Here is a 21,054-nt window from a genome sequence, read left to right as displayed (position 1 = left end):
TCTGGCTAGCCTACCTTGCGCAAGCCGGCGGACTTGCGTGGTGAATGTGGCTTTGCCGCCAGCGTGTCCGTGATGAAGTCGATGAACCGCCTCACCTTGGCCGGCACGTGGTTACGCGAGGCATAGTAGACGTAGAGCGGAAACCGCTCGTCGGGCCAGTCCGGAAACAGCTCGATCAGCGCGCCGCTCTTCAGGTGATCGTCGAGCCCGATATCGATCACCTGCGCAATCCCGAAGCCGGCCAGGCAAGCGCCTAGCTTGGTTCCTGAATCGGTCACGGTGAGCCGCCCGTTGACCGCGACCGGCACGACCTCGCCGCCGCGCCAAAACTCCCACTCGAAGGGACGCCCGGTCGCCGCGTCGATTGCATGGATGCACTGATGGTCGCGGCTCGCCAGCTCCCGCGGATCGAGCGGCCGGCCGTGTCGTTCGAGATAGATCGGCGAGGCCACGGTGAGCACGCGCGCGTCGAGCACGCGGCGTGCAATCAGCGCCGACGGCGCCGGCTCGCCGAAACGCACAGCCAGGTCGAACCCGTCACTGACCAGGTCCGCGATCCGGTCGCGGGTCTCGATACGCAGCTCCATGCCCGGATTCTGCAGCAGGAACTCGCTCAGCTTCGGCGACAGCACCATGCGGGAGAACAGCGGGTCGACATTGACCCGCAGCCTGCCGCGGACCGCATCGCGCGATTTCGAGGTCTCCGCCGCCGCCTCGCCGATCCCGGCCAGATGCGCGGCGACCCGCTCGACCAGCGCGCGTCCTTCCTCGGTGAGCTCGACCGCGCGGCTCGTGCGGTGAACCAGCCTGGCATCGAGGCGCGCCTCGAGCTTGGCGATCGCCTTGCTGACCCCGGATTGCGTCATGCCCAGCCGTTCGGCGGCGCGGCCAAAACTGCGCGCATCCGCCAGCGCCGCGAGGACCACCAGGCCGCCAACCAGCCGACCGTCAACTTCGTCCATGCCGATGCCTCTCAGTCATCCAAGAGATGACCGCACAGTCGTAGCACTCCGCCACCATATCGGCCACTGTCGGCGCAGATCACCGGTTCAATCCGGTGAGGCCACCGCCACATCATCGCCTTAGGAGATTTTGCAATGAGCGACATCCAGGCCATCACGTCCGCGATCGATGGATATTTCGACCTGATGTATGACGTCGATGACAGCCGGTTCTCCGACGTCTTCGCCGATGCCTCCATCGTGCACGGCATCCGGGACGGCAAGCACACGGTGCGGTCGGCCGCGGAATTCCGCGACTTCATCCAGAGCCGTCCGTCGCCGGCGTCGATGAAATCGCCGCGCGAGGAGGCCATCATCAGCATCGACCAGACCGCGCCCGATCTGGCCATCGCCAAGGTCCGCATCAGGAACGGCCAGACCGGCTTCATCGACCATCTGGTGTTTCATCGGATCGACGGCAGGTGGCTCATCACCACCAAGGCTTTTCACGTCGCGCAGGTCTTCCCAGCGGGATCGTAACGCCCTCATGGAGCATTTCTGAATATTAGAAATATGTCACTGATTTGCCCGACGTGTCAAGTTGGCCGGTCCGGCCGTCGCGGCTACTTTGCATGGGGTTGTTTTCGATATTTTTGGCAGCGCCCCTGAGCAGCTCGTGCTGTGAGAGAAGCTGATCGCCGACGCCGGGATCGAGAAGCAGTAGGCAGCCCAAAACGCGAATGCCCGGGCCAGGCCCCGGGCATCGCGACGATGTCGATTGATCGCGCCGGCCTTACGCCGCGCGGACCTTCTGCAAGAACTCGTCGACCGCGTCGCGCAGCATGCCGGACTGGGTGTCGAGCTCGCGCGCATTCGACAGCACGTCACCGGCAGCGGTGCCGGTGGCGGCGGCCGCGGTGGTGACGCCGCCGATATGGGCGGAGATCTCGCTCGAGCCGGCTGCGACCTGCTGGATGTTGCGCGCGATTTCGCGCGTCGCATCGCCCTGCTGGTCGATCGCGGTCGAGATCGACGCCGTGATCTCGCTCATCTGGGCGATGGTCGCGGTGATGCCGCCGATCGAGGTCACCGCCTCGCCGGTGGAGGCCTGCATCGCGGCGACCTGCGCCGAGATCTCCTCGGTCGCCTTCGCGGTCTGGTTGGCCAGCGCCTTCACCTCGGAGGCGACCACCGCGAAGCCGCGGCCGGATTCGCCGGCGCGCGCCGCCTCGATGGTGGCGTTGAGCGCGAGCAGATTGGTCTGCGCCGCGATCGAGTGGATCAGCTTGACCACCTCGCCGATCTTCTCGCGCCGGTGGACAGCGCCTGCACGGTGGCGTTGGTCCGCTCGGCATCGGCGACCGCCTTGCTTGCGACCTCGCTGGAGCGCGCCACCTGGCGGGAGATTTCCGCAACCGAGCTGGAGAGCTCCTCGGCCGCCGCGGCGACGGTACCGACATTGTTGGAAGCGCTGTCGGAGGCGGCGCCGACGGTCGCGGCCCGCGCGCTGGCGTCGCTTGCGGTCGCGGTCATCGACTGCGCCGTGGTCTGCATGCCGGCGGCGGCGGAGGCCACCGTGCGGACGATGCCGTTCACGCTGCGCTCGAAATCGCTCGCAAGGCCCTGCATCGCGCTGCGGCGTTCGGCCGTGGCGCGCGCCTGCGTCGCGGCCTCGGCCTGCTCGAGGCCGCGGATACGGATCGCATTGTCCTTGAAGATCTGCACGGTTGCCGCCATCCCGCCGACTTCGTCGCCCCGGCCGACGCCCGGAATGTCGCCGTCAAGCTTGCCGTCGGCGATGTCGCGCATGCGGCTGCCGAGCAGATTGAGCGGCCGTGAGATGCTGCGGCCGATCAGCCAGGCAACCGAGCTCGAGATGATGCCAATGCCGAGGATCGCGAGGCCAAGCAGCCAGGCGATGGGGCGCATCTTGGCGTCGATGTCGTCGAGATAGGCGCCGGTGCCGAGATACATGTCGAAGCCGGGGACCGCGACCGCGTAGCCGAGCTTGCGGATCGGCGTCTCCTGGCCGGGCTTCACGTATTCGTAGAACAGCAGGATGTCACCCTTCGACTTCACGCCGTCCATCAGCTCCTGCGACAGCTTGCGGCCATTGGTCACGACGTCCATCCGGTTGGTTCCGACCTGCTTCGGATCGGGCGCCAGCACCGTGATGCCGTTGTAGTCGGTGCCGAACAGATAGCCCGAGCCGTTGTCATACGTCATGGCGTTGGCGCGCTTGCCGAACTCGGCCAGCGCAGCCTCCTTGGTCATCTTCCCGGCGTCGACCTCCTTCTTCAGGCTCGCCGCCATGTTCTTCGCCATCTCGACGATGGCCTTGGCCTGGTCGATGCGAGCATTTGTCATCTCACGCTGCATCAGCTGACCGGCGAGAATGCCGGCCGTGCACAGACCAAGGAGGGTCACCCCCACCAGAATGCCGAGCTTGGGGGTGATCTTCAGATTTGACAGCTTCACGGGGATCTCCAGAAGAGGCGGGGAACGCGACGCGATTGGCGGATTGATTCCGCTCACCGTAATGTGAGACCCTTTACCTGATGGTTACGGTGGTTCCCCGTAGTAGCCCGGAGAATCGGGCCACGGACCAACCGGCAATTGTGGAGAGGACCACCCAGCTCGCGTACAAGTAGGCGCAAGCGACGAAGCAAGCCGCGCTCGGAGAAGCAAGAAGATCAAGAAGCAAACCCAGCAAGAAGCAACAATCAAGAACAGAAGACCTCACATCGGGAGCAGACAATGTCGAAATTCAGAGTGGTGACGCCGAAGGGCGCAAGCTTCACGATCGCCGGCGGCGGCTACGATTATGAGCGCGAGGCGCTCGATCCGATCGGCGCCGAGATCATCGAGGCGCCGGCCAACGAGGCCGAGTTCATCGCCGCTGCAAAGACCGCGGACGCGATCTACGCCAAGGGCATGCCGATCACCAAAGCGGTCATCGACGCGCTCGAGAACTGCAAGGTGATCACGCTCGGCAGCGTCGGCGTCGACTCGGTCGACGTCAAGGCCGCGACCGCGCGCGGCATCCCGGTCACCAACATCCCCGACACATTCATCGAGGAGGTTGCCGACCACGCCATGATGCTGCTGCTCGCAGGCTTCCGCCGCCTGATCGAGCAGGACAAGATGGTGCGCAGCGGCCGCTGGGCCGAGGGCCGCCCGGCGCTCTTGAAGATTCCGCGGCTGATGGGCCAGACCCTCGGCTTCATCTCGTTCGGCCGCGTCGCCCGCGCGGTGGCCAAGCGCGCCGCGCCGTTCGGCCTTCGGATGATGGCCTACGATCCCTTCATCCAGGAAACGCTGATGTACGACCATGGCGTGATCCCCTCGACGCTGTCGGAGGTGCTGTCGCAGTCGGATTTCGTCTCGATGCACGCTCCGGCACGCCCCGAAGTGCACCACATGCTGACCGAGAAGCATTTTCGCCAGATGAAAAAGTCGGCGATCTTCATCAACACCGGCCGCGGCGCCACCGTCGACGAGGAATCGCTGATCAAAGCGTTGCAGGAGGGCTGGATCGCCCACGCCGCGCTCGACGTGCTGGAAAAGGAGCCGCCGTCGCACAACAACCCGATGCTCGGGATGGACAATGTTACCTTGACCGCCCACGTCGCCTCGGCATCGGCACGTTTTGACGAGGCGCGCAAGCGCCGGGTGGGCTACGAATTGTCACTAGTGCTGCAAGGCATGTGGCCGGTAAGCTGCGTCAACCCGTCGGTGCTGCAAAACACCGCGCTGCGCCGCTGGCAGCCCGTCAGCATGGATCGCGGTCCGAACAGTTGAGGCGGGACTGCGCTTGTCGCGCGCGCCTGCCTGATGCGGGCGCTTCGCGCGGCGGCGTGCCGAGACCACAAGATGCTTCACCGGCGGCCAACGCCGGGAAGCCACAATAACAACGAAACAATACAACAACGAAACAATAAGAACGGGAGTGCGAACGACATGAAGTACGAGATCACGCGTCGCGACGCGCTGGTGCTGGGGGCATCCGCGGCGGCGCTGGCGGTCACCGGCGCTTCGGCGCAGGAGGCGTCGAAGGTCAAGGCTGCCGACGTGGCGGCGCCGTCGCTGCCGATCGAGAAGGGCGCGACCCTGCGCATGCTGCGGCCGGTGCGCTTCGTGCAGGCCGACGAAGACGTGTTCCGCGCCAATGCCAAGCGCTTCACCGACAAGACCGGCGTCGAGGTCAAGGTCGACTTCGTTGGCTGGGAAGACATCAATCAGCAGACCGCGGTGACCTCGAACTCCGGCGCCGGTCCCGACATCATCATCGGCTTTGGCGACGCGCCGCATATCTATATCGACAAGCTGATCGAATTGACCGACGTCGCCGATTATCTCGACAAGCGCTACGGCGGATGGCTCACGCTGGCAAAGCGCTACGGCATGCGCTCGAAGTCGAAGAGCTGGGTCGGCCTGCCGTTTGGCGCCTCCGGCGGCCCGCTGGTCTACCGCAAGTCGCTGGTCAACGCGGCCGGCTTCGAGAAGGTGCCGGAAGACCACGCCGGCATTCTCGAGCTCTGCAAGAAATTGAAGGCGGCCGGCAAGCCGGCGGGCTTCGCGCTCGGCAACGCGGTTGGCGACGGCAACGGCTTCGCCAACTGGCTGTTGTGGTCGCACAACGCCGCGCTGCTGGATGAGGAAGGCAACATCATCATCAACAGCAAGGAGACGATCGCCGCGCTGAAATATCTGAAGGAACTCTATCCGACGTTCATCGCCGGCACGCCATCCTGGAACGACGTCTCCAACAACCGCGCCTACTCCTCGCAGGAGATCGGCCTGACCGCCAACGGTGTCTCGTTGTACTTCTCGCTGAAGAACGATCCCGCCACCAAGGCCGTGGCCGACGACACCGAGCATCAGTTCCTGCCCAAGGGACTGGCGTCGAGCTCGCCGATGTCGGGCCTGACCCTGAACGCGATGGCGTTCAAGCACAGCCCGTATCCGAATGCGGCGAAGGCGTTCCTGCAGTTCATGCTGGAGAAGGAGCAGTACGAGCCGTGGCTCAACGCCAACTCCGGCTACTGGTCGCAGCCGCTCGCGGCCTACGCCGACGCTGCGGTGTGGTCGGGCGATCCCAAGGTCTCGATCTTCAAGGAGACGATGAAGAGCGCCTATTACAACGGCTACAAGGGACCGATCTCGACCGCGACCGGTGCCGTCACCGCCGACTACGTGCTGGTGCAGATGTGCGCCTCGGTTGCGACCGATGCGGCAACGCCCGAGGCCGCCGCCGCGGAAGCCGAGCAGCGCGCCAAGCGGTACTTCCGCCGGCAGAACCGGTGACGGCGGTCATTGAACTGCGAAACCTTAATCAACCGTCATTGCGCGCGAAGCGAAGCAATCCATAGTGCCACAAAGGAGAAATGGATTGCTTCGTCGCTTCGCTCCTCGCAATGACGACAAGACGAGCATTCAATGTCCGTAACCACCTTCCCTTCACGCGGCGCGACGCTTCGCCAGCCCGGCTGGCTCGCGCGCCTGTTCGACTACAAGCCGTTCCTGATCGTGATGTGCCTCGCGCCCGCGATCGGCCTGCTGCTGGTGTTCCTCACGTACCCGCTCGGCCTCGGCATCTGGCTCGCCTTCACCGACACCACGATCGGCCAGCGCGGCATCTATATCGGGCTGGAGAACTTCCAGTACCTGCTCAAGGATCCCCTGTGGTGGAACGCGGTGTTCTACTCGATCTTCTACACCGCGGTCGCGACCTTCGGAAAGTTCGCGCTCGGCTTCTGGCTGGCGCTGCTGCTCAACAACCATTTCCCGTTCAAGAGCCTGATCCGCGCCATCGTGCTGCTGCCGTGGATCGTGCCGACCGTGCTCTCCGCGTTGGCGTTCTGGTGGATCTACGATCCGCAGTTCTCGATCATCTCCTATCTCCTGGTCGACGTGCTGCACCTGCGCGACAGCAATGTCGACTTCCTCGGCTCGCCCTGGCCGGCGCGGTTCTCGCTGATCGCGGCCAATATCTGGCGCGGCATCCCGTTCGTCGCAATCTCGCTGCTGGCTGGGCTGCAAACCATCTCGCCCTCGCTCTATGAGGCGGCAATGCTCGACGGCGCCACCTCCTGGCAGCGCTTCCGCTACATCACCTTCCCGATGATGATGCCGATCCTGGCGATCGTGATGACGTTCTCGATCATCTTCACCTTCACCGACTTCCAGCTGGTCTACGCCATCACCCGCGGCGGCCCGGTCAACTCGACCCATCTGCTCGCAACCTTGGCGTTCCAGCGCGGCATCGCCGGCGGCGAGCTCGGCGAGGGCGCGGCGATCGCGGTCTCGATGATCCCGTTCCTGGTGTTCGCGACGTTGTTCAGCTACTTCGGCCTCGCCCGCCGCAAATGGCAGCAGGGAGAAGCCAATGACTGACGTTGCAGCCCAATCCAACGTCGCCAGCGCCGCGCCCGACACGATGGCGTGGGACAGCCGTGCCCGGCGCGTGGTGATGATCTACCTGCCGCTCGCCTGCTTCATCCTGATCCTGCTGTTCCCGTTCTACTGGATGGCGATCACCTCGTTCAAACCGAACGCGGAGCTCTTGAACTACAAGGAGCACAATCCGTTCTGGATCACCTCGCCGACGCTCGCGCATGTCAAGCATCTGCTGTTCGACACCTCGTATCCGCGCTGGCTGAAGACCACCATGCTGGTCGCGATCGGCTCGACCTTCCTGTCGCTGTTCGCCTCGACGCTCGCCGCCTACGCGATCGAGCGGCTGCGCTTCCGCGGCAGCCCCTATGTCGGGCTCGGCATCTACCTCGCCTATTTGGTGCCGCCGTCGATCCTGTTCATTCCGCTCGCCACCGTGATCGTGCAGTTCGGCCTGTTCGATTCACCGCTGGCGCTGATCCTGGTCTATCCGACCTTCCTGGTGCCGTTCTGCACCTGGCTTTTGATCGGCTATTTCAAGTCGATCCCCTACGAGCTCGAGGAATGCGCGCTGGTCGACGGCGCGACGCGGCTGCAGATCCTGTGGCGGATCACGCTGCCGCTCGCGGTGCCCGGCCTGATCTCGGCCGGCATCTTCTCCTTCACGCTGTCCTGGAACGAGTTCATCTACGCGCTCGCCTTCATCCAGAGCGGCGCCAACAAGACCGTGCCGGTCGCGATCCTGACCGAGCTCGTCACCGGCGACGTCTACCAATGGGGCGCGCTGATGGCGGGCTCCCTGCTCGGTTCGCTGCCGGTCGCGCTGTTCTACTCGCTGTTCGTCGACTACTACGTGTCGTCGCTGACCGGCGCGGTGAAGGAGTAACGGAGCTTCCGGCGATGATCGCCGTTACGCCGCAGCGGTCTTCGCCCGCTCGGTGATCAGCACCTGGAAGCCTTCGAATTTCGGGTGTCCGAGATAAAGGCTGCCGCCGGTCGCGTTGCCGGCGCGCGCATGGGCGCGGCGGAACGCATCCGACCTGGTCCAGTCCTCGAACGCCGACTTGCTGGCCCACACGGTGTGGGTTGCATAGAGCGTGTGGTCCTCGGCCTCGGATCCCTTCACCAGGTGAAACTCGATGAAGCCCGGAACATCGTCGAGATAGGAATCGCGCGTGTTCCAAACCGTCTCGAAGGCCTCTTCCTTGCCCTTGATGACCTGAAACCGGTTCATTGCGATGAACATCAAAGCCTTCTCCTCTACGCAGCGGATGCCTTCGATCCTGCCAGCTGAACTCGTCAATAGCACGATCTATCCTGCGACATTTGCGACCGTTCACAAAACTGTCAGCCGGCTGTAACAGGCGCCTCCGAGAACACCGCATCGTTTATCCCTTGGGAGATCAACCATGCGCCTGTCACTGCTCTGTTCCGTCGCCTCGATCCTGCTCGCCACACCGGCGTTCGCGCAGAGCGAGGACGAATTTCCGGCGACGCTGGCAGGACACGCCGTGATGCCGGCGGAGAGCTTCATCGATGCTCCAGCCGATGCGCCGGCAGACCTGAAGACCTCGGGCAAGTACACCACCGGCAAGCGCGTCGACGCCATCGGCACCGTGATGGGCAAGTCCTATGAGCGGCCGACCGGCGTGTCTCTGCCGTTCAAGGGCCAGCCGCTGCAGGGACATTCCGGCATCAAGATGATGCCCGACGGCACGTTCTGGGTGATCACCGACAACGGCATGGGCTCGCGCTACAACTCGGCGGACTCGATGCTGTATCTGAACCGCTACAAGATGGACTGGACGGGCGGCAAGATCGAGCGCCAGGAGACCGTGTTCCTGCACGATCCCGACAAGAAGGTACCGTTCCGCATCGTGCATGAGGACACCGCCAAGCGTTACCTCACCGGCGCCGACTTCGACACTGAAGGCTTCCAGATCATCAACGACATTTTCTGGATCGGCGACGAGTTCGGGCCCTACATCCTGAAGGCCGACAAGACCGGCAAGATCCTTGCCGTGTTCGAGACGGTCGCCGATGGCAAGCCGGTGCGTTCGCCGGATCACTGGGCGGTACAGTCGCCGGGCGCCCCCGGCGCGAGCTACACCAACGTCAATCTGCGCCGCTCCAAGGGCTATGAGGGCTTCGCTTCCTCCAAGGACGGCAAATTCCTGTACGGCCTGCTCGAAGGGCCGCTGTGGGACGCCGACAAGAAGGACTGGGAGAAGGTCGATGGCAAGGAGGCCTCGCGCATTCTCGAATTCGACGTCGCGGCGGAGAAGTTCACCGGACGCTACTGGCAGTATGTGTTCGAGCAGAACGGCAATGCGATCGGCGACTTCAACATGATCGACCCGACCCAGGGCCTCGTGATCGAGCGCGACAATGGCGAGGGCACCGCCGACAAGGCCTGCCCACAAGGCCAGCGCGGCGAGAACTGCTTCCCTGATCTCGCCAAGTTCAAGCGCGTCTACAAGATCGAACTCTCCGACGCCAACGTCGGCAAGCCGGTGCGCAAGATCGCCTATATTGATCTCTTGAAGATCCGCGATCCGAACAAGAAGGCACGCAAGCCGCTCAACGACGGCGTCTACACCTTCCCGTTCTTCACCATCGAGAATGTCGACCGGGTCGACGAGACCCACATCATCGTCGGCAACGACAACAACCTGCCGTTCTCGTCGAGCCGCGACCCGAACAAGGCCGATGACGACGAATTCATGCTGCTCGAGGTCGGCGACTTCCTGAAGGCGAAGTGAGGCGCCTCTCGCCGCAAACACCGTGTCGTCGCCCGGCTTGCCGCCTCCGCTAAAGCTTCGGCGCGCCATGCATTCATGGCCTCGTCGAAGCCTTGGCGTAGACGGGACCGGGCGACCCAGTATTCCAGAGGCGGTCGACTTCAACGGAGAGGCCGCGGCGTGCTGGATGCCCCGCTCGAGGCGGGGCATGACAGTGAATATGCGGAGGCCGGTCTTCGTCTCCTTCGCGCCGTTCAGCGCGGCGATCGGAGCCCAATCCAAAGGTTGTCCGACAAATACACTTCTAGCAACGCGCTAGATGATGATAGCCTCCGCCGATACTTGAGTCGCTTTGGGGCAAATCATGCAAGAGAAATCCAGCCTGACCACCATCGAGGCGCTGATAGCCGCGGGCTTCGTTGTGTATCTGACCTGGGATCAAAGCTGGGGCCTTCCGCCGGCATGCATCGCCCTGATACTCGGCGTGATCGTGTACTTTGCCTATCTGTGCTTGATGCGCCGATTGGTGAGGCTTCATCAGAATAGCTACGGGGTTGTGGCCACGATATTGGCCCTCGCATGGGCCGTATTGGCTTACTTCGCAACGGGCGCGCTGCAGGCGGCTTCGCCGGCCAGATCCCCGACACGCTGCTGATGCATCTATGGCCGTGGATCGCGGCGATCGCCGCTTTCGTTGGCGCGCTCGCCAGCAAGGTCCGCTTCATGGACGATGTTCGCGACTACGTCCTCGGCCGTCGCGCGCACTGGGACAACCATCAATGGCTGGAGGAGAACGCCGGCTTCTAACGCGTTTTCAAGCGAAGTGGACACCGGTTCGCGTGAAGAAAACGCGTCAATATAGCGGGCGTTCGCGAGGCCAGCTCACTCCTTCCTGGTCCGGTAATCGCCGAACGTGGTGTCGCGCTGATCGAGCTGGGCCTTCACGCTGCCGCCGTCGCGGCGGAAGCCGGCCATGTAGGCCTTGCTCGCCTCGGTCGTGAAGGCCAGCGCCTGGATCTCGGTGCCGGCGCGCATCGCGGCGCGGGCGCCCATGATCTCCATCGCGCGATGAACTGAGCGCTTGTTGAGCTGCTGCAGCTCGATCGGCACCTTTGCCGCGCGCTCGGCAAAATCCAGTGTCTTCGCCTCCAGCTCGGCGAGCGGAAACGACCTGGTCGCGTAGCCCCATTCGGCGGCCTCGCGGCCGGACATCGCATCGCCCGTCAGCATCAATTCCATGGCGCGGCGCATGCCGACCAGCCAGGGATGATACTGCATGTCAGGCGGGCTCATCAGCCGCACCGGCGGGTAGCCGATCTGGGCATCGTCGGCGACATAGACCACGTCGCAAGCGGTCGCGAGCTCGGTGCCGCCGGCGAGGCAATAGCCGTGCACCTGTGCAATCACGGGCTTGGCGAGGTCCCAGATCGAGAACCAGCCCTCGACGACATGGCGCGACCATTGGCCGGGGCCGGATGCCGAATGATAGGGCTGGTCGACGCGGTTGTCGGCGGACAGGTCATAGCCCGCCGAGAAGCACGGCCCAGCGCCACGCAGGATCGAGATCGAAATCTCGGGATCGCGGTCGGCCTGCTCCAGCACCGCGAAGATCTCGCCGCGCAGGCGGTTGTTCAGCGCATTGCGCTTCTCGGGGCGGTTCAGCGTGATGCGGCGGACGCGCGGACGCGGATCATCGACGATGATGTGCTGGTAGCTCATGGATCCTCCCGATCTCAGGCATTTTTGCCGTTGGCAAAGTGATGCCCGAGATCGAGAGGGATGTCATCGTCTCAAGATGCAGATCACCCCGCCGGCACCATCACGACGCCCTTGTCCTTCGGCCAGCGCATCCGCCAGGCGAAATTGACGTCACGGACTTCGCCGGCCTTGGCCTCGAACGCCCATTCCAGCACGCCGCGCTTGTCGCGCAGATTAGTGGTCGTCGCAGGCGTCGACGACGGCAGCATCTCGACCACGATGTCGTCGTTCTCGCTGACCGGGAGCTGATCCTGGATCGCGACCTTGATCGGGAAGTCGTGGCCGTTGCGCACCGTGGTCTTGAACGCGCGCTCGTCGGTTTTCGATGTCGTCACGATCAGGCCCGCGGAGCCCTCGTTGCGTTTCACCACTGTGCGTTCGATCTTGACCTTGTCGTCGGCGCCGAAGCCGAACCGCACGGTCTCGTCCTTGGCGGCGGTGGCCATCCGGCTGCGGCCGACAAAGATGCCGTCGCGGTAGATCGAGACCTGCCCCGGCAGCAGCGGCGCATCGTCGGCCTGCACGAAGCTCGCCTCCAGGAACGCGGTCGGATCGAGCACCGGGACGGCGCGCACCGCGAGATCGGGGGTGATCGTCGCGGTCGCGATGCGCAAGCTCTTGGCGCCCTCATTGGCTGCAACGCTGACGCGGCCGGGGATCTTGAAGATGGCCTGGAAGGCGCCGACCTCGGCTGTGGCGTCCCGCTCCTCGGCCTGCTTGGACAGATGCTGCTCCATCGGCGGCGCAGCCGGTGCAGGCATCAGCGCCGAGGGCTGTTGCACGCTGTCGAACGCTCGGCCCGCAGCCAGCGGCCGCGGCGGCAGCGGATATCGCACGACCAGCGAATTGAGATCGGGCGCGTTGCCGCCGCGGGCGATGCGCACAGTGGAGACGACGAGTGCCACGTTCGACCAATCCTCGCCGGTCGACTGGGTGATCTCGGCACGGCGCACCAGTTCGATCGCCGGCTTGCGATCCTTGGCGCCGGTGTCGAGACGGGCGTCGTAAATCGGCATCCAGCGGGCATTGCGCACCGCATAGGTCACCCGCAGCGTCGCCCGGGTCGCGGCGGCGGAGGCCAGCTCGATCCGCACCTCGAGCTTGCTCGGCGGCTTGGCGGCACGATCGGCTTCAAGGCGCGCGATCTCGCGATCGATGTCGCGCTGCTTACGCGTGGCGTCGCGGATCGCATTGTCGGCGGTTGCCACTTCGTCCCCGACCGCCGAGAACGCGGCACGCCACTCGCTGACCGGACGCGCCTCGCCCTTCTCGCCGATCCCGACCGGCGAGGCCTCGGCAAAATGCTCGGCGAATTTGCGCCGCGCTTCGGCCGACGTGATGATCCCCTGCAGATCCTCGCGCTGATCCCTGAGCGCCTCGATCCGCTTGTCGATGTCGGGCAAGTTAGCCGGCGGCACCGGACGCGGTGGCCGCGCGTCGATGGCCCCGATCGTCAGCCGGTCGCCCGCCTCGCCCTCGACCCGCAACGAGGTCGGATCGAGGCCCATCGGGAAATCCTTCGCGACCAGCGTGTTGTCGCCGGCGGGCAGATCCAGCGTGATGACGCGGGTGACACTCGCGCCATCGGGATAGACGGTCACGGCGTCGACCTGCGACGCCGCGTCGAGATTGGCCGCATGCAGCGGCCCGGCAACCAGCGCTCCCGCCAGCACCAGGCTGGAGGTCACAAGACAATTCGCAATCCTTCGCATCACATCCCTCCGGGAAACATCGCATCGCGCGCGAGACCAACCGCGCGCCGGGCTCAAGGCGCGCCGTTTCTGGTGGTGAGACGCAGCGAGGAAGGGACTGGTTCGATTGAGGTTTCCCTGCGGCGCGACCATGGCGGCGCCGCGACTGCCGGATGGCGCGGCGATGTCTTTCGTGCGTCAGCGCTCAGCCCGGCGCCGGATGAACAGGTAGTTCGGCACGAAGCCGGCGATGGTGATCGCGATCATGATCCACCAACCGCGATGGAAGGCCGCGATCCTGTCAGCCATCGTCGCCGGCGTAGCCAGGATCGCGACGAAGATCGCGACGCCGATCGCAAGCGCCGCCTGCCGGATCATGTTGATGACACCGGAGCCGGTGGCGAACGACGATGGCGGCAGCGAACCCGCCCCGACCCCCATCAGGGTCGGAAAGGTCAGCCCGACACCGATACCGGTGAGCATCATGCCGACCACGAAGGCAGGCATGTCGGGGTCAGCCCCAAGCAGCATTGCCCAGATCGCGAGGCCGCCCGCGAACGATGCGATTCCGGCGGACACGACGGCTGCGGCGCCAAACCGTGCGATCAGGCGGGCAGCGAACAACAGCGAGGTGAACGGGACAAGCAGCGGACCCGGCGCGATTGCAAGGCCGGTCTTCAGCGCCGACCAGCCCCACACGGTTTGCTCCCACAGCGCCACCGACAGCAGCATCGCGCCGAAAGCCGCCGAGTAAGGCGCCATGACAAACGTCGCCCCGGTAAACGGCCTGACCGCAAACAGGGCGGGATCGACGAACGGGTTCTTCGAGCGCAGACAGTGCCACGCGAAGGCGGCGAGCGAGAGGCCCGCGACGGCAAAACCGAGCAGCACGCCGCGCGAGCCCCATCCCCAGTCATTCGCCTTCACGATTCCGAATGTCAACGCACCGATGCCCGAGGTCACCAGCAGTGCCGCCCACCAGCTCGGGCGCGGTATGTCATGGCCGGGCACCTCGGGCAGTTTGAGCCAGCCGATTACCAGTGCGACGACGCCGATCGGGACATTGACGATGAAGATCCAGCGCCAGTCGAAAGTGACCAGCACTCCGCCTGCCAGCGGCCCGAGCGCGGCTGCAAGTCCGCCGATCGCCGTCCAGGTCCGCACGGCACCTGCGCGCTGGTCGGGCGGAAACGACGCCAGCAGCAGGCCGATCGAGGTCGGGGTCATCAACGCAGCGCCGGCGGCCTGCGCGACGCGGGCCACGACCAGCAATTCGACGTTAGGCGCAAGCGCGCAGGCCGCCGACGCCGCCGTGAACAGCGCAACGCCGAGCAGAAAGCTCAGATTGCGGCTGTGGCGCTCCGCCAGGCGGCCGAAAAACACCAGCAGCGCCGCATAGACGATCGCATAGCCATTGAGGATCCAGGACAGATCCTCGAGCGAGGCGCCGCGGAATTCCTGCGCGATGTTCGGCAGCCCGACATTGACGATGAACAGGTCGAGATTTGCGAGGCAGATACCCACCGATACGATCGCGAGTACCTGGCGCGGTGATGCCGTTGCGACCCGAACCCGTGGCCGCGCGTCAGTTCCGATAGCCAGCCCGATCGTCTCCGTCTCGATCTCCGACATCGCATCCTCCATATATGTGCATATGCATCTATTGCTACTAGGTGCATATGCATGTATATGTCAAGCGTGTTGGAGGCAGTGATGGCGAAGATCGAAACCAGCCGGTGCAATCTCACGGCGTTGCGCAAGGCGACGCGGCGGGTGTCGCAGCTCTACGATCAGATCCTTGCGGCGTCAGGGCTGCGCGGCACGCAACGGGCCATTCTGGTCTATGTCAAACGCTCGGGCTCGCCGACGATGGGGGAACTCGCCGCAGCGCTGGTGCTCGATCGCACCGCGCTCAATCACAACCTCAAGCCGCTGGAGCGCGACGGCCTTTTGACCATCACCGTCGACAAGAATGACCGCCGCAGCCGGCTGGTGCGGCTGACCAAACGCGGCGAAGTGAGGCTCGATGAGTCGCAGGCCGCCTGGCTCGAGGCGCAAGAGCGCTTCGAGACGGCGTTTGGCGCCAGGCAGGCCGCAGATCTGAGGCAGACGCTCGAACTGGTCGCCGCCCTCGACTTCGGCGAGCGCGCGGCGGATCTGCCGGCGCCTTGATCGACTTCAAATGAAAAGCGGCCCGGCGTTACCGCCGGACCGCTCGTTCTCATGCAATCAGTATTGATCGCGCTCAGCTGTAGATCTCGAACAGGCCGGCGCCGCCCTGGCCACCGCCGATGCACATGGTCACGACGCCCCACTTGGCCTTGCGGCGACGGCCTTCCTGCAAGAGGTGGCCGGTGAGCCGGGCGCCGGTCATGCCGAACGGATGGCCGATCGCGATCGAGCCGCCGTTGACGTTGTACTTCTCGGGATCGATGCCGAGCTGGTCGCGCGAATAGAGGCACTGGCTGGCGAAGGCCTCGTTGAGCTCCCAGAGGTCGATGTCGTCGACCTTCAGGCCGTGGCGCTTGAGCAGCTTCGGCACGGCAAACACAGGGCCGATGCCCATCTCGTCGGGCTCGCAGCCGGCCGAGGCCCAGGCGACGAAACGGCCGAGCGGGTTGAGGCCGCGCTTCTCGGCGTCCTTAGCTTCCATCAGCACCACGGCAGCGGCGCCGTCGGACAGCTGGCTGGCGTTGCCGGCGGTGACGAACTTGCCCGGACCCTTGACCGGCTCGAGCTTGGCAAGGCCTTCCAGCGTGGTCTCGGGGCGGTTGCACTCGTCGCGATCGACCACGTAGTCGACGATCGACTCGGCCTTGGTCGCCTTGTCGACCACCTTCATTTTGGTCTTCATCGGGACGATTTCGTCCTTGAACTTGTTGGCCTGCTGCGCGGCGGCCATGCGGCGCTGCGACTCCAGCGAATACTCGTCCTGGTATTCACGGCTGAGCTTGTAGCGCTCGGCGACGATGTCGGCGGTATCGATCATCGCCATGAAGATATCGGGCGCGGTCTTGAGCAGATCCGGATCGATCGATTCCTTCGGCGAACCGCCGCCGGGAATCGAGATGCTCTCGACGCCGCCGGCGACGATGCAATCGGAGCCATCCGAACGAATGGAGTTGGCGGCCATCGCGATGGTCTGCAGGCCCGACGAGCAGAAGCGGTTCACGGAGACGCCCGCGGTCGACTTCGGCAGGCCGGCGAGCAGCGCGGCCTGGCGGCCGATGTTCGGCGCGCCATGCGCGCAATTGCCGAGATAGCAATCCTCGACATATTCCTTGTCGACGCCGGCGCGGTCGACCGCGTGCTTGATGGCGTGCGCGGCGAGCGACATCGGCGGGGTGATGTTGAATCCGCCACGGCCGGACTTCGCCAGGCCGGTGCGCGCGTAGGAAACGATTACGGCTTCACGCATTGTTTTCTCCCTCTGAGATGACGGTCATTGTGGCGCGTCGTGGCCCGTTCGTACACATTTTTCGTGCGGCGCAACAGCAATACCGGAGGCTCTGGAACGACAAACGCCGCCTCCGGGGCCGGAGACGGCGTCATGTTCCGCAGATCGGAATTTGGCTGCGCTTTGAACGCTAACTTCCCTCATGCCCGGCACGTCCCGGGCGACGACGAGAGCCACTCAAACAGCGTTTGAAACGTCTTCTTAGAACGTCAGCGCCTTAGAACCTCAGCGCCTTGGCCTGCTTCACCTGCGGCAGCGCCTGCACCTTGGCGAGCAGCTCCGCCGGCACCGCGCCGTCGACCTCGACCAGCGCGATGGCGTCGCCGCCCTGCTTGACGCGGCCGAGATGGAAGGTCGCGATATTGATTTTCGCATCACCCAGGAGACTCGCGAACGCGCCGATGAAGCCCGGCTTGTCCTCGTTGGTCACGTAGATCATCGACTTGCCGAATTCGGCGTCGACGCGGATGCCCTTGATGTCGACGAGGCGCGGCTTGCCGTCGGCATAGACGGTGCCGGACACCGAACGCTCCTGGCGCTCGGTCGCGACGGTGACCGTGATCAGGCTTTCATAGTCGCTCTGCGCGGCGCGGACCACCTCGTCCACCACCATGCCGCGCTCCTTGGCGACGACCGGCGCCGACACCACGTTGACCTCGCCCAGCATCGGCCGCAGCAGGCCCGACAGCACCGCCGAGGTGATCGCCTTGATCTTCATCTCGGCGACGTGGCCCTCATAGGTGATCGTGGTCTTGAGGATTCCGCTCTCGGTGAGCTGGCCGGCGAACGAGCCGAGCTTCTCGGCGAGCTCGATGAACGGCTTCAGCTTCGGCGCCTCTTCCGCCGTGATCGAGGGGAAGTTGACCGCGTTCGAGATCGCGCCCGACAGCAGATAGTCCGACATCTGCTCGGCGACCTGCAGCGCGACGTTCTCCTGCGCCTCGGTGGTGGAGGCGCCGAGATGCGGGGTGCAGATCACGTTGGGATGACCGAACAGCACGTTCGTCGTCGCCGGCTCCTCGACGAACACGTCGAAGGCGGCGCCCGCGACATGCTTGGAATTGAGCGCATCGACCAGCGCCTGCTCGTCGACCAGGCCGCCGCGCGCACAGTTGATGATGCGCACGCCCTTCTTCATCTTGGCGATCGCCGCCGCGTCGATGACGTTGCGGGTCTTCTCGGTCAACGGCGTGTGCAATGTGATGAAATCGGCGCGCTTGAGCAGGTCATCCAGTTCGACCTTCTCGACGCCGATGTCCTTGGCGCGCTCCGGCGACAGGAACGGATCGAACGCGATCACCTTCATGCGCAGGCCGAGCGCGCGGTCGGCGACGATCGAGCCGATATTGCCGCAGCCGATCACGCCGAGCGTCTTGGCGGTAATCTCGACGCCCATGAAGCGGTTCTTCTCCCACTTGCCGGCCTGGGTCGAGGCGTCGGCCTGCGGGATCTCGCGCGCCAGCGCCAGCATCAGGGTGATGGCGTGCTCAGCGGTCGTGATCGAATTGCCGAACGGCGTGTTCATCACGATGATGCCCTTGGCAGTCGCCGCCGGAATCTCGACATTGTCGACGCCGATGCCGGCGCGGCCGATCACCTTGAGCTTGGTCGCCTTCTCGATGATCTTGGCGGTCGCCTTGGTGGCCGAGCGGATCGCAAGGCCATCGTAGTTGCCGATGATCTCGGCGAGCTTGTCCTTGTCCTTGCCGAGGTTGGGCTGGAAGTCGACCTCGACGCCGCGATCCTTGAAGATCTGCACGGCGGCGGGCGACAGCGCGTCGGAAATCAGAACTTTGGGCTTTGTCATCGGAATGATCCGTTGCTGAACGATGCGTTTGAATACACGACGGCCGCGGGCACGAAGCCCGCCCGTCCACTCTGCGCGATAGATGGCCGGGACAACTAGCGAAGACGCGCTTCGCGCTTTAGCCCGGCCATAACGATGATGAATTACGCGAAGCGGCTTAGGCCGCCTCCCTAGGCCGCCTTGGGCAGCGCCGCCTTGGTCTCGGCGAAAGCCCAGTCGATCCACTGCGTCAGCAGCTCGACGTCCTTTGCCTCGACCGTGGCGCCGCACCAGATCCGCAGGCCCGCCGGCGCATCGCGGTAATACGCGAAGTCGAAGCCGGCGTTTTCCTTCTCCACCAGCGCGACCAGCTTCTTGCAGAAGTCGGCCTGCGCATCTGATGGAAGCGAGGTGATCGCGGGATCGGTGAACTTCAGGCACACCGAGGTGTTGGAGCGGATCGCGGGATCCTTGGCCAGGAAGTCGATCCAGGGCGTCCGCGCCTTCCAGTCGGCGAGCGCCTTGGTGTTGGCGTCGGCGCGCGCGATCAGCGCCTTCAGGCCGCCGATCGACTTCGCCCAGTTCAGCGCGTCGAGATAATCCTCGACGCAGAGCATCGACGGCGTGTTGATGGTCTCGCCTTCGAAGATGCCCTGGTTGAGCTTGCCGCCCTTGGTGAGGCGGAAGATCTTCGGCAGCGGCCAGGCCGGCTTGTAGGTCTCGAGCCGTTCCACCGCACGCGGCGACAGGATCAGCATGCCGTGCGCGGCTTCACCGCCAAGCACCTTCTGCCAGGAGAAGGTGACGACATCGAGCTTGGCGAAATCGAGCGGCTGCGCGAAGGCGGCCGAGGTCGCGTCGCAGATCGTGAGGCCTTCACGGGTTGCGCTGATCCAGTCGGCGTTCGGCACGCGCACGCCCGAGGTGGTGCCGTTCCAGGTGAAGACGACGTCGGAGGCAGGATCGACCTTGGAGAGATCGGGGATTTCACCGTAAGCCGCGTTCAGCTTGGTGACGTCCTTCAGCTTCAATTCCTTGACGATGTCGCTGACCCAGCCCTCGCCGAAGGATTCCCAGGCGAGCGTGGTGACGGGCCGCGCACCGAGCAGCGACCACAGCGCCATCTCGACCGCGCCGGTATCCGACGCCGGCACGATGCCGATCTTGTAGTCCGCGGGCACCTCAAGCACTTCGCGCGTCAGTTCGATCGCGAGCTTGAGCTTGGCCTTGCCGACCTTCGCACGATGCGAGCGGCCGAGGGCGGCATCCTTGAGATTGTTGGGGTTCCAGCCGGGGCGCTTGGCGCAGGGGCCGGAGGAGAAATGCGGCACGTTGGGCCGCGAAGCGGGCTTCGCTGCAGTCATAATCTACCCTTCCAGATAGCTGCCTCTCGGTGGGGAGAGGTTTCCCGCGGTCGGAGATAGTGGAAGGGTACCCAAACGTCAAGGAAGTTCAGACTTTTCCGGAATGATCGGGAGATCACGGCTGATTGATGGGGCGTTCTCGACCTGCTGCACAGTCTCCTGATCGAGCAAATCTGCCGCCAGAGTCATGATCTTAACTGCCTTGCGCCGGCTTGATATTTTCAAAATGCTCTTATCGCCGACCAGCACGATGTACTCGTTGCCGACCCGCACGATCGAATATTCCGACATTCCAATCCCCAGTTGCCCGCCGCCCCGTGGGAGACGTCCGACATACCGGACTCGTTCCGCCCGGTAAAATCACGGAGGCCGGCTTAGTTTATTGGCTGTTAACCGGATCGCGCAGCAGCGGCTACCGCAGGCGCACAACTTCGTGCGCGCAGCTCAAAAGCGCAGCGTCATGCCGACATGACTGCGCGCGAATCCCAGCCGCTCATAGAAGCGCTGCGCATCGACGCGCGTTTGGTGCGTCAGCAACTCGACGAGCATGCAACCTTGCGCACGCGCCTCGGTCACCGCCCACTGCACGAGCTGCTCGCCGATACCGCGGCTGCGGCAATGCTTTGCGACGCGGACGTCCTCGAGCAGGCCGCGCGAAGAGCCCTGCGAGCTGATCCCCGGCAGGACCGCAAGCTGCAGGCAGCCGACGATGGCGCCCTCCCCGTCGACCGCAACGACGAGCTGCAGATTCGGATCACGCTCGACCCGTGCGAAGGCGTCGTAATAGCTTTGCGGCAACGGATCCGCGATCTGCTCGCGTGCGCTGCCGAGCGGATCGTCCGCCAGCATGCCGACGACGGCGGCGACATCCTCGCGCCGCGCGCGGCGGATCGTGATCGATGAGGCTTCAGTCATATCGA

19 protein-coding genes and 1 pseudogene are annotated in these 21,054 nt (G+C 64.6%); 9 read left to right on the top strand and 11 right to left on the bottom strand.

What is annotated here, in order from left to right; genetic code table 11:
- Positions 1 to 5: 5 nt before the first annotated feature.
- Positions 6 to 962 carry a LysR family transcriptional regulator gene (locus tag AKN84_RS25000; protein WP_050423252.1) on the bottom strand — a complete coding sequence of 319 codons (957 nt, stop codon included), beginning with the start codon at positions 960 to 962 and terminating at the stop codon, positions 6 to 8.
- A 135-nt stretch (positions 963 to 1,097) separates the two neighbouring features.
- Between AKN84_RS25000 and AKN84_RS24995 the strand changes: the two genes are divergently transcribed.
- Positions 1,098 to 1,481, top strand: coding sequence for a nuclear transport factor 2 family protein (locus tag AKN84_RS24995; protein WP_050423251.1), 384 nt, complete (start codon positions 1,098 to 1,100; stop codon positions 1,479 to 1,481).
- Positions 1,482 to 1,734: 253 nt separating this feature from the next.
- On the opposite strand, the pseudogene AKN84_RS24990 reads toward AKN84_RS24995, so the two are convergent.
- Positions 1,735 to 3,419, bottom strand: a pseudogene (locus AKN84_RS24990) (methyl-accepting chemotaxis protein).
- A 279-nt stretch (positions 3,420 to 3,698) separates the two neighbouring features.
- On the opposite strand from AKN84_RS24990, the gene AKN84_RS24985 reads away from it, so the two are divergent.
- The 4 genes from AKN84_RS24985 (at position 3,699) to AKN84_RS24970 (ending at position 8,223) form a co-directional block, all read left to right on the top strand.
- Positions 3,699 to 4,742, top strand: a complete 1,044-nt coding sequence (locus tag AKN84_RS24985) for a C-terminal binding protein (RefSeq protein ID WP_050423250.1) — start codon at positions 3,699 to 3,701, stop codon at positions 4,740 to 4,742.
- Positions 4,743 to 4,901: 159 nt separating this feature from the next.
- Positions 4,902 to 6,248, top strand: a complete 1,347-nt coding sequence (locus AKN84_RS24980) for an ABC transporter substrate-binding protein (protein ID WP_050423248.1) — start codon at positions 4,902 to 4,904, stop codon at positions 6,246 to 6,248.
- A gap of 132 nt (positions 6,249 to 6,380) precedes the next feature.
- Positions 6,381 to 7,337, top strand: a complete 957-nt coding sequence (locus AKN84_RS24975) for a carbohydrate ABC transporter permease (RefSeq protein ID WP_050423247.1) — start codon at positions 6,381 to 6,383, stop codon at positions 7,335 to 7,337.
- 43 nt (positions 7,338 to 7,380) lie between these two features.
- The gene (locus tag AKN84_RS24970) at positions 7,381 to 8,223 is read left to right on the top strand and encodes a carbohydrate ABC transporter permease (protein ID WP_371818069.1); all 843 of its coding nucleotides are present in this window, start codon (positions 7,381 to 7,383) and stop codon (positions 8,221 to 8,223) included.
- A gap of 24 nt (positions 8,224 to 8,247) precedes the next feature.
- Here the strand turns inward: AKN84_RS24970 and hmuQ are convergent, their stop codons facing one another.
- Positions 8,248 to 8,583, bottom strand: coding sequence for a heme-degrading protein HmuQ (gene hmuQ / locus AKN84_RS24965; protein WP_050423245.1), 336 nt, complete (start codon positions 8,581 to 8,583; stop codon positions 8,248 to 8,250).
- A gap of 163 nt (positions 8,584 to 8,746) precedes the next feature.
- On the opposite strand from hmuQ, the gene AKN84_RS24960 reads away from it, so the two are divergent.
- From AKN84_RS24960 to AKN84_RS47450, 3 genes are all read left to right on the top strand, one after another.
- Complete coding sequence (locus tag AKN84_RS24960; protein ID WP_050423244.1) at positions 8,747 to 10,099, top strand: esterase-like activity of phytase family protein; 1,353 nt, start codon at positions 8,747 to 8,749, stop codon at positions 10,097 to 10,099.
- A gap of 343 nt (positions 10,100 to 10,442) precedes the next feature.
- On the top strand, positions 10,443 to 10,733 hold the full coding sequence (locus AKN84_RS24955) for a hypothetical protein (RefSeq protein ID WP_050423243.1): 291 nt from the start codon (positions 10,443 to 10,445) through the stop codon (positions 10,731 to 10,733).
- Positions 10,733 to 10,885 carry a hypothetical protein gene (locus tag AKN84_RS47450; RefSeq protein ID WP_157863333.1) on the top strand — a complete coding sequence of 51 codons (153 nt, stop codon included), beginning with the start codon at positions 10,733 to 10,735 and terminating at the stop codon, positions 10,883 to 10,885. Before AKN84_RS24955 ends, AKN84_RS47450 begins: the two co-directional genes overlap by 1 nt.
- Before the next feature lie 75 nt (positions 10,886 to 10,960).
- On the opposite strand, the gene AKN84_RS24950 is transcribed toward AKN84_RS47450, so the two are convergent.
- The 3 genes from AKN84_RS24950 to AKN84_RS24940 form a co-directional block, all read right to left on the bottom strand.
- Complete coding sequence (locus AKN84_RS24950) at positions 10,961 to 11,797, bottom strand: enoyl-CoA hydratase-related protein (RefSeq protein WP_050423242.1); 837 nt, start codon at positions 11,795 to 11,797, stop codon at positions 10,961 to 10,963.
- Between the two features lie 83 nt (positions 11,798 to 11,880).
- A complete protein-coding gene (locus AKN84_RS24945) occupies positions 11,881 to 13,548 on the bottom strand; it encodes a mucoidy inhibitor MuiA family protein (RefSeq protein WP_050423240.1) in 1,668 nt (555 codons plus the stop codon).
- A gap of 177 nt (positions 13,549 to 13,725) precedes the next feature.
- Positions 13,726 to 15,159 carry an MFS transporter gene (locus AKN84_RS24940; RefSeq protein WP_128971130.1) on the bottom strand — a complete coding sequence of 478 codons (1,434 nt, stop codon included), beginning with the start codon at positions 15,157 to 15,159 and terminating at the stop codon, positions 13,726 to 13,728.
- Positions 15,160 to 15,240: 81 nt separating this feature from the next.
- Here AKN84_RS24940 and AKN84_RS24935 point away from each other — a divergent pair, with 81 nt between their 5' ends.
- Positions 15,241 to 15,699 carry a MarR family winged helix-turn-helix transcriptional regulator gene (locus AKN84_RS24935; RefSeq protein ID WP_050423287.1) on the top strand — a complete coding sequence of 153 codons (459 nt, stop codon included), beginning with the start codon at positions 15,241 to 15,243 and terminating at the stop codon, positions 15,697 to 15,699.
- A gap of 73 nt (positions 15,700 to 15,772) precedes the next feature.
- Here the strand turns inward: AKN84_RS24935 and AKN84_RS24930 are convergent, their stop codons facing one another.
- The 5 genes from AKN84_RS24930 to AKN84_RS24910 all read right to left on the bottom strand — a co-directional run bounded on the left by AKN84_RS24930 (position 15,773) and on the right by AKN84_RS24910 (position 21,049).
- On the bottom strand, positions 15,773 to 16,945 hold the full coding sequence (locus AKN84_RS24930; RefSeq protein WP_050423239.1) for a thiolase family protein: 1,173 nt from the start codon (positions 16,943 to 16,945) through the stop codon (positions 15,773 to 15,775).
- Between the two features lie 256 nt (positions 16,946 to 17,201).
- Positions 17,202 to 18,791, bottom strand: a complete 1,590-nt coding sequence (serA, locus tag AKN84_RS24925; protein WP_050423238.1) for a phosphoglycerate dehydrogenase — start codon at positions 18,789 to 18,791, stop codon at positions 17,202 to 17,204.
- A gap of 170 nt (positions 18,792 to 18,961) precedes the next feature.
- A complete protein-coding gene (locus tag AKN84_RS24920) occupies positions 18,962 to 20,134 on the bottom strand; it encodes a phosphoserine transaminase (protein ID WP_050423236.1) in 1,173 nt (390 codons plus the stop codon).
- Between the two features lie 78 nt (positions 20,135 to 20,212).
- Positions 20,213 to 20,425, bottom strand: a complete 213-nt coding sequence (locus tag AKN84_RS24915) for a hypothetical protein (protein ID WP_050423235.1) — start codon at positions 20,423 to 20,425, stop codon at positions 20,213 to 20,215.
- A 153-nt stretch (positions 20,426 to 20,578) separates the two neighbouring features.
- Positions 20,579 to 21,049: a GNAT family N-acetyltransferase gene (locus AKN84_RS24910; protein ID WP_050423234.1), complete on the bottom strand. Its 471-nt coding sequence runs from the start codon at positions 21,047 to 21,049 to the stop codon at positions 20,579 to 20,581.
- Between the last annotated feature and the right edge of the window lie 5 nt (positions 21,050 to 21,054).

Source organism: Bradyrhizobium tropiciagri (assembly GCF_001189845.1).
In the GTDB taxonomy this organism is placed as follows: domain Bacteria; phylum Pseudomonadota; class Alphaproteobacteria; order Rhizobiales; family Xanthobacteraceae; genus Bradyrhizobium; species Bradyrhizobium tropiciagri.
Note: the sequence above shows the minus strand (reverse complement) of the source record. Positions and strands in the feature narration are given on the sequence as shown.

Bases quoted from the DNA above. Each gene is read 5' to 3' on its own strand.
- AKN84_RS24950 (WP_050423242.1), bottom strand. From the start codon at position 11,797: ATGAGCTACCAGCACATCATCGTCGATGATCCGCGTCCGCGCGTCCGC.
- AKN84_RS47450 (WP_157863333.1), top strand. From the start codon at position 10,733: ATGCATCTATGGCCGTGGATCGCGGCGATCGCCGCTTTCGTTGGCGCG.
- AKN84_RS24970 (WP_371818069.1), top strand. From the start codon at position 7,381: ATGGCGTGGGACAGCCGTGCCCGGCGCGTGGTGATGATCTACCTGCCG.
- serA (WP_050423238.1), bottom strand. From the start codon at position 18,791: ATGACAAAGCCCAAAGTTCTGATTTCCGACGCGCTGTCGCCCGCCGCC.
- AKN84_RS24910 (WP_050423234.1), bottom strand. From the start codon at position 21,049: ATGACTGAAGCCTCATCGATCACGATCCGCCGCGCGCGGCGCGAGGAT.
- AKN84_RS25000 (WP_050423252.1), bottom strand. From the start codon at position 962: ATGGACGAAGTTGACGGTCGGCTGGTTGGCGGCCTGGTGGTCCTCGCG.
- AKN84_RS24940 (WP_128971130.1), bottom strand. From the start codon at position 15,159: ATGTCGGAGATCGAGACGGAGACGATCGGGCTGGCTATCGGAACTGAC.
- AKN84_RS24975 (WP_050423247.1), top strand. From the start codon at position 6,381: ATGTCCGTAACCACCTTCCCTTCACGCGGCGCGACGCTTCGCCAGCCC.
- AKN84_RS24930 (WP_050423239.1), bottom strand. From the start codon at position 16,945: ATGCGTGAAGCCGTAATCGTTTCCTACGCGCGCACCGGCCTGGCGAAG.
- AKN84_RS24935 (WP_050423287.1), top strand. From the start codon at position 15,241: ATGGCGAAGATCGAAACCAGCCGGTGCAATCTCACGGCGTTGCGCAAG.
- AKN84_RS24915 (WP_050423235.1), bottom strand. From the start codon at position 20,425: ATGTCGGAATATTCGATCGTGCGGGTCGGCAACGAGTACATCGTGCTG.
- hmuQ (WP_050423245.1), bottom strand. From the start codon at position 8,583: ATGTTCATCGCAATGAACCGGTTTCAGGTCATCAAGGGCAAGGAAGAG.
- AKN84_RS24920 (WP_050423236.1), bottom strand. From the start codon at position 20,134: ATGACTGCAGCGAAGCCCGCTTCGCGGCCCAACGTGCCGCATTTCTCC.
- AKN84_RS24955 (WP_050423243.1), top strand. From the start codon at position 10,443: ATGCAAGAGAAATCCAGCCTGACCACCATCGAGGCGCTGATAGCCGCG.
- AKN84_RS24960 (WP_050423244.1), top strand. From the start codon at position 8,747: ATGCGCCTGTCACTGCTCTGTTCCGTCGCCTCGATCCTGCTCGCCACA.
- AKN84_RS24985 (WP_050423250.1), top strand. From the start codon at position 3,699: ATGTCGAAATTCAGAGTGGTGACGCCGAAGGGCGCAAGCTTCACGATC.
- AKN84_RS24995 (WP_050423251.1), top strand. From the start codon at position 1,098: ATGAGCGACATCCAGGCCATCACGTCCGCGATCGATGGATATTTCGAC.
- AKN84_RS24980 (WP_050423248.1), top strand. From the start codon at position 4,902: ATGAAGTACGAGATCACGCGTCGCGACGCGCTGGTGCTGGGGGCATCC.
- AKN84_RS24945 (WP_050423240.1), bottom strand. From the start codon at position 13,548: ATGCGAAGGATTGCGAATTGTCTTGTGACCTCCAGCCTGGTGCTGGCG.